This is a genomic window from Hymenobacter coalescens, assembly GCF_054783195.1.
Map to the genome: position 1 here is coordinate 22,614 of NZ_BAAGRA010000030.1, position 7,746 is coordinate 30,359.

4 protein-coding genes are annotated in these 7,746 nt (G+C 60.3%); all 4 read right to left on the bottom strand.

Going from position 1 to position 7,746, the window contains the following annotated elements:
• Positions 1–179: 179 nt before the first annotated feature.
• The 4 genes from ppk1 to ACYVKQ_RS22820 all read right to left on the bottom strand — a co-directional run bounded on the left by ppk1 (position 180) and on the right by ACYVKQ_RS22820 (position 6,741).
• Complete coding sequence (gene ppk1, locus ACYVKQ_RS22805) at positions 180–2,498, bottom strand: polyphosphate kinase 1 (protein ID WP_460677686.1); 2,319 nt, start codon at positions 2,496–2,498, stop codon at positions 180–182.
• A 56-nt stretch (positions 2,499–2,554) separates the two neighbouring features.
• Positions 2,555–2,932, bottom strand: a complete 378-nt coding sequence (locus ACYVKQ_RS22810) for a RidA family protein (protein ID WP_460677687.1) — start codon at positions 2,930–2,932, stop codon at positions 2,555–2,557.
• A gap of 117 nt (positions 2,933–3,049) precedes the next feature.
• Entirely contained in the window at positions 3,050–5,035 is a 1,986-nt protein-coding gene (gyrB, locus tag ACYVKQ_RS22815; RefSeq protein ID WP_460677688.1) for a DNA topoisomerase (ATP-hydrolyzing) subunit B, read from the bottom strand.
• 269 nt (positions 5,036–5,304) lie between these two features.
• Complete coding sequence (locus ACYVKQ_RS22820; protein WP_460677689.1) at positions 5,305–6,741, bottom strand: T9SS type A sorting domain-containing protein; 1,437 nt, start codon at positions 6,739–6,741, stop codon at positions 5,305–5,307.
• Positions 6,742–7,746: the final 1,005 nt, after the last annotated feature.

Genomic DNA, 7,746 nt, shown 5'->3' on the forward strand with positions numbered 1-7,746 from the left:
CGCGCACCAAGCGGCATCAAGCCTTTCTTCTAGCATTACCGCTATCGTACCCGCCGCTGATAGCAGACAGCCCCGCCCGAAACCACAACGGATGGTTTCGGGCGGGGCTGTTTTGTGGGCCAATGCGTTGGTCAAGACTTATGGCTTCCCTCAGGCCGCGTCTTGACTAACCGGGCTTCTCACACGTTTTCGGCGCCTTCCGGCACTACGGGCGGTACCGGACCGGGCGTGAGCGGCTCGGGCGGGGCTTCAGCCAGCACGGGCTCGGCGCCGTTCACCTCCACCTCGTCGTCGGGCAGCACAATTTCCTCTCCGGCAATCAGGCTGTCCTCCGAGGGAGCAATGGTTTTGCCCACCGTTACCTCGGGCTGCTGGGCCAGGTAATCGTCGTAGAGGGCCGTATCGCTTACCATGCCGTAGTTCTTGTAGTAGAACTCTTTGTGCACGTTGAATAGCGGCTCACCTTCGGCGGGCTGGCGCTTGATGTAAGCGCCGTCCTCGCGCATGACGTAGGTATTGTAATTGTCTTTGAGGTTGAAGTACAGGATGTTGATGGCCTCGCGCTGCAGCTGCGGGTTCACGATGAGGAACAGCGCCTCGATGCGCCGGTCGAAGGAGCGCACCATCACGTCGGCCGAGCCGGAATAAAGCTTTGGGCTTCCGGCGTGGTGGAAGTAGAACAGGCGGGTGTGCTCCAGGTATTCCCCCACGATGCTGCGCACCTCGATGTTTTCGCTCAAGCCCGGCCGGCCCGGCCGCAGGCAGCAGATGCCGCGCACGATCAGGCGGATGGGCACCCCGGCCTTCGAGGCCTTGTACAGCTCGTCGATGACGTCGCGGTCTTCCAGGGAGTTCATCTTCATCACGATGCCCGAAGGCAGCCCGCGCTTGGCGTTGCGGGCCTCGTCGCGGATAAGCTGGATGAGCTGCTGGCGCATGTCCTTGGGCGCCGTAATGAGGTACTCGTAGTCGTCGGGCTGTGAGTGGCCGGTAATCACGTTGAAGAATTCCGACACGTCGTGGCCGTACACGTCGTTGGTGGTGAGCAGACTCACGTCGGTGTAGAAGCGCGAAGTGGCTTCGTTGTAGTTGCCCGAGCCGATGTGCACGTAGCGCGTCACTTTCTCGCCTTCCTTGCGGATGATCATGGCCATCTTGGTGTGCGTCTTGTACTTACTCACGCCGTAGATGACAAAGCAGCCCGCCTTTTCCAGCTTGGTACCCTCGCGGATGTTGCGCTCCTCGTCGAAGCGCGCTTTCACTTCAAAAAGCACCGACACGTGCTTGCCGTTTTCGGCGGCTTTGAGCAGCGCGGCTGTCACGCGCGAGTCGTCGGCCAGGCGGTAGATGGTCTGCTTGATGCCGAGCACGTGCGGGTCTTCGGCAGCCTGTTCGAGCAGCTTCACCACCGGGTCAATCGAGTTGTAGGGGTGGTGCAGCAGCACGTCGTGGTGCTTCAGGTACTCGAAGAGGTTCTCGTCGGCACCCGGCGGCAAACTCAGCGGCTGCACCGGCGCCGGGGCCCGCGGCAGCTTGTCGCGCAGCGAGGGGTGGCGCACCAGCTGGTTCAGCCCGCGCAGGTCGAGCAGGCCGCTGATGACAAACACGTTGCCGTTGTCGATGTTCCACCGCTCCTTGAGCACCTGCATGAGCAGGCTGGAGGCGTCGGGCTCCACTTCCAGGCGCACCACGCGGCCGCGCTTGCGGGTTTTGAGGCCCTGCTGGATTTCCTGGATGAAGTCCACATCGATGTCATCGGACTCTTCCAGCGTAAAGTCGCCGTTGCGGGTGATGCGCATGAGCGTGGCCGACAGGATGTCGACGTTGCGGAACAGCTTCGAGAGGTTGGCCCGCACGATTTCCTCGATGGGCACGAAGATGACGCGGTCCTTGCGCGTCAGCTCAAAGAAGCGGGCCAGGTTGGCCGGGATCTGCACGAAGGTGAGGCGCTCCTGCCCTTCCTCCGGCCCCTCGGGGTTCATGCGCGTGACCACCCCAAACACGAGCAGCTGATTCATCATCAGCGGGAAGCCGTGGTAGGAGTCGTACACCATGGGCGTGAGCAGCGGAAAGACGGTGTTCTTGAAGTAGCCGTCGGCCTTCTTCTGCTCCACTTCCGTTAGCTCCGCAATGCTCAGGATATCGAAGCCGTTTTTGGCAAACAACGGCCGTAGCTCCTGGGTGTAGGTTTGCGTCTGGTCGTGCACGAAGCGGTGCGCGAAGTCCAGCAGCTTGCGCCGAAACGGCAGCTCGCGCAGGCCGGAGTAATCAACCCGCAGCTTGCCGTAGTCCAGGTAATTGTAGAGCGACCCGACGCGGATCATGAAGAACTCGTCGAGATTCGAGGCCGTGATGCTCAGGAAGCGCAGGCGGTCGAGCACCGAGCGGGCCGGGTCGCGGGCTTGGTCGAGCACGCGGTAGTTGAAGCGCAACCAGCTCAGGTCGCGGCTGATGTATTTACTCTTGCGGATGAGGTCCGACGACTTAAACAGTTTCATAAGGAAGCCAAAAGCTACCCGCGTATTCGAGCGGCGCCACGCGGGGTTGCGCAGAGTTACGAAATAATGGCCGTGGCTTCAATTTCTACCTGCAGGCGCGGGTCAATCAGCGCGCTGACCTCTACCATGGTCGTGACGGGCCGAATCGTGTGAAACACTTCGCCGTGGGCCCGGCCCACCGCTTCCCATTGCCGGATATCGGTCACGAAGATGCGCGTGCGCACCACCTGGTCCATGGTCGCGCCGGCTTCGCGCAGGGCATCGGCAATCTTTTCGAGGATGCGCCGGGTTTGGGTGTAGGCGTCCCCGCCGGGCACGGTGTCGCCGTCCTGGGCGGTGGTGCCGGCTACTTCCACCACGTTGCCCACACGCACGGCGCGGGAATAGCCCACGGGCCCCTCCCAGGGCGAGCCGGAGGATATGAGTTGTCGCATAGTATTCAGGTCAGTTCGGAACGTGCACTTGCCAGCCAAGCTCGTCATACGGGCTGATTTACTCGGCATGCCCAATAAAAAAGCCCGCACGCGGCGGGCTTTTTTATTGGTTGGCGCTTACACGTCCAGTTTGGCGTATTTGGCGTTTCGCTCGATGAAGTCGCGTCGGGGCGCTACTTCGTCGCCCATCAGCATGGAGAAGAGGTGGTCGGCCTCTGCGGCCGATTCCACCGTCACCTGCTTCAGGGAGCGGGTTTCGGGCTGCATGGTGGTCGTCCAGAGCTGCTCGGCGTTCATTTCGCCCAGCCCTTTGTAGCGCTGCACGTTCACCGACTCGGGCCGGCCCTTGGCCAGTTCCTCCACCGCGGCCTGCCGTTCCACTTCGGTCCAGCAGTAGCGCTCCTCCTTGCCCTTCTTTACCAGGTACAGCGGCGGCAGCGCGATGTACACGTAGCCCTTGTCAACTAGGTCGCGCATGTAGCGGAAGAAGAACGTCAGGATCAGCGTGCGAATGTGCGAGCCGTCCACGTCGGCGTCGGTCATGATGATGACCTTATGGTAGCGCAGCTTGGCCAGGTTCAGGGCTTTGTCGTCTTTCTCGATGCCCTTCTCCGGATCGGCCGGCACCCCAAAGCTCACGCCCAGGGCCGTAATCATGTTCCGGATTTCCTGGTTTTCGTAGATGTGGTGCTCCTGCGCCTTCTCCACGTTCAGGATCTTACCGCGTAGCGGCAGAATGGCCTGGAAGGCCCGGTTACGCCCCTGCTTAGCGGTGCCGCCGGCCGAGTCCCCTTCCACGAGGTACAGCTCGCAGATTTCCGGGTCCGACTCCGAGCAGTCGGCCAGCTTGCCGGGCAGCGAAGTCGAGCCGAGCACGGTCTTGCGCTGCACCATCTCGCGCGCCTTGCGGGCGGCTATGCGGGCACGGGCAGCCAGAATCACCTTCTCGACAATCATGGCTGCTTCCTTGGGGTTTTCCTCCAGGTACTGCGCCAGAATCTCGCCCACGGCCGTGTTCACGGCGCCATTTACCTCGCTGTTGCCCAGCTTGGTTTTGGTCTGCCCTTCAAACTGCGGCTCCTGCACCTTCACCGAAATAACGGCCGTGAGCCCCTCGCGGAAGTCCTCGCCCGAAATTTCCACCTTGGCCTTCTCCAGCTTGCCCGACTTGTCGGCGTAAGCCTTGAGCGTGCGCGTCAGGGCCGAGCGGAAGCCCGCTACGTGCGTGCCGCCCTCGTGGGTGTTGATGTTGTTGACGTAGGAAAAGATGTGCTCCTGGTACGAATCGTTGTACTGCAGGGCCACTTCCACCGGCACGTTGCCTTTCTCGCTCACCACGTGAATGGGCTCGGGCATCAGCGCGTGGCGTTCCTTGCCGTCGAGGTATTGCACGAACTCCGCCAGGCCGCCTTCGGAGAAGAACTGCTCGCCGCGGGCCACCCCGTTCTCGTCTAGTTCGCGCAGGTCGGTCAGGTTGATGCGGATGCCCTTGTTCAGGTACGACAGCTCACGCATGCGCGTGGCAATTGTTTCGTAGCGGTACACCGTGTCGGTGAAGATCGAGTCGTCGGGCCAGAATTCCACCTGGGTGCCGCGCTCCTCCGTATCACCGATCTGCTTCACGGGATACAGCGGGGCGCCGCGCTCGTACTCCTGCTGGTACACGTGACCGTTCTTGTACACCGTCACGCGCAGCAAGTTGCTGAGTGCATTCACGCAGCTCACACCCACGCCGTGCAGACCGCCGGATACTTTGTAGGAATCCTTATCAAACTTTCCCCCGGCGTGCAGCACGGTCATCACGACCTCCAACGCCGAGCGGCCTTCTTTTTGGTGGAAGTCAACCGGGATGCCGCGGCCGTTGTCGCGCACGCGGATGGAATTGTCTTCATTGATGGTGACATCAATCGTGTCGCAGTGCCCGGCTAGCGCCTCGTCAATGGAATTGTCCACGACTTCCCACACCAAGTGGTGCAGCCCCTTTACACCAATGTCGCCGATGTACATGGCCGGGCGCTTGCGCACGGCTTCCAGCCCCTCGAGTACCTGGATACTGTCCGCGGAGTACGCGGCGGGGGCTTTTTTCTCTTGAGTTTCGCTCATGTGCAGCGGTTAAAGTTCCGTTCTGTATAACACGCGAAGATACCGAAACATCCCTTTTTAACTAGGTTTTACGGGGCTTTCGTGGGCATTAAATACACCCAGTGGCAGTTCCCCTGCGGTGCCTTCGCAGCCGGTGTTAGCGAAGCCCATCAGCGCTTCTGTTGGCATTTTTTGCGTTGCTCGACCGACACCACTCTGGTACACTCTGGCTATAGAAAAAGCCCCCGCCCAGCTCGGCTGGGCGGGGGCTTTTAACGTGGGAGCAGGCTCTACTGGATAACCAGTTTTTCGATGGCCGTGCCCTGTTCGGTTTCGAGACGCAGCGTGTACACGCCGGCCTTGTGCTTGCTCAGGTCGAGCGACATGCCCTGACCGGCGCTGGCGGCGTTCAGGTTGGTGTGGTACACCACGCGGCCCAACGCATCAGTCACCGTCACCTCGCGCGATTTGCTGCTCGAGGCATTAACCTTCAGGTTGAATTGGCCGTCATTGCTCGGGTTCGGGAACACTTGCAGCACGCCTTTCATAGCAGCGCTGGTGCGGCTGGCCGTAACGGAGCCGGTCAGCTTGGTCACGCCACGCACGTTCACGGTCGGGGCGGCCTGCGTGGCCTGCGTAACAGCGCCAGTGTAGCCCACCGTTGGGCTCAACATGTCGATTTCGTACTGGTTGAAGCTGGTGGTACCCGGCAGCATGTTGGACCACGTCTGACCGCCGTCAAAAGAGATGGAGCTGCCGTTGTTAGACGAAGTGCCGCCTTCTGGCACCCCCACCGAAATGTAGGCGTTAGCTAAGCCTGGAATAGCATCCATACCGGCGCTGCGGAACGTACCCACGGTGGCGGTCAGCGCATTGGATTGGCCGCCGTTGGAAGTGCTGCACACCTCGTAGCCGCTCGAAATCAGACCATTCTGCTGGTCGGTAAACGCAATGTAGTTTACCGCATCAACCAGGTCAGTAGGATGCGAGGTCCAAGTAAGGCCCCGGTCGGTGGAGCGGTAGAGGCGTGCGCCAATGCCGCCACCAGGGTTTGTGTCCCCGTCGTCGCTCACCCCGCCATGCCAAATGGTATTACCCAGAACGAAGAATGAGCCGGCCAGTCCATACTCCAACAGGTTCTGTACCTGCGGAGCCGAATTGCTAAGCGTCCAAGTCGTGCCGCCATTGTTGGTAGTATATACCTCCAGACGCGAACCGACGGTATGCGGGTTTGCATCACCGAAAGCTACACCGTTGTTGGCATCCCAGAAATGTACTCCGTTCGGGAAAGAAGCAGGACCTTTGAAAAAAGTAGAGCTGCCTTGGGGTACCCAAGTAACACCGCCATCAGTGGTCTTGTAGATGCCCTGCTGGGGAATGGCCGTGCTGACCGTAGCAAAAGCCGCCAACCAAGCCGTGTTACCATCAATAGCGGTGATGTTGGCGACGTTTAGGTCAGCCGGAATGTTAATAGTACCTCCCGTCCAGGTTGCGCCCCCATCAGTAGTACGGGCATAGGTGCGTGCGGGAGGAGCTGTGGTGGCGGTTGGAGCAGGAATTTCGCGGTACAACACCCACACCGTATTAGCGTTGACAGCCACTATTTTCTCAGTGATGTAGCCTAGGGGCACAGCGGAGCCAACCGAAAGTTGGGTCCATGGCCCCTGCGCATAGGCGGATGCGCCAAACAGCAAAGCGCATGCTAAAGAGAGTAAGGTTTTCTTCATGATCAAGATGTTGAGTGGAAGGTAAGCTTGGGTGTCTGTACTCAGTGGGTGAGGTTCCGCAAGGTAGTGAGTTTGATGAAAAAACCGCGCACGAGTTTCATTCGCGCCATTTGACATCCGATGCGCAGCCTTACGCAGATGTGGTTTGAGCTGCTGCGGTAGTGCAGTTAGAGAAGACACCAAGGCACGGTACGGGCGGTAAAAATCGGTGCACATGAGTTGAAACCAGTGGCACGCCAGCGCGGAAAACCGTCGTCGGTGCATTCTTTCGGGCCTACGAAGCTCTGCAGTCCGTCCACATCCCCGATGCGCACGGCCTGCGCCGGCGCCTCGGCCGCCTACTGCGCGGCCCGCTGCCCGCAAGAGCACACCCAGCGAAGGATCACCACGTTGGACATCACCATTACCCAACCGATGGCGCGAAGGCTCACACCTTCCAGTTATAACTTTAGTGCCAACTGACGCTTTTCGTCTGAGTAATGCAAGGCGGAGCGCGTGAACTGCAGAATCGTGGCCTGCTGCGCGTAGGGGCAATTATCCAACGGCAACTGCGTGTACTGTCAAAAAGCCACGGTTATGTCTTCTTCTACCGCGCACAGCACCGTCAAGGCTGACGTGGGATCCATCGCCGCGTCCTGCATACTGCTGCGCTTACGCCACTCGAGCACCTTTTTGGGGTTGATGCCGTGGCGCTAGGCATTGTAGGCTCTCCGAACTACGCACAATGGCGGCCAGCGCGGCCGCCGTTGTGCAGGCGCTGCCATGGACTACTTGGCCCCTAGTGCGGTGCGAAAGGAGACGTCAAAAGATACACCCCCACACTCCGTAACAATACACCTACTTGATATACCAACTAACACCGGTCCCATCATGGAGGTAAGTTTGAGGCCTTGGCCACATACTCAACGTATACAAAGACTTCTCCCGTTGCCGCCCGGGTAGGGCCGCCGGTACGGGGGGGGGCAAACAGGCGCGCCCCGCGGTCCAGGGCAGGACCGCGGGGCG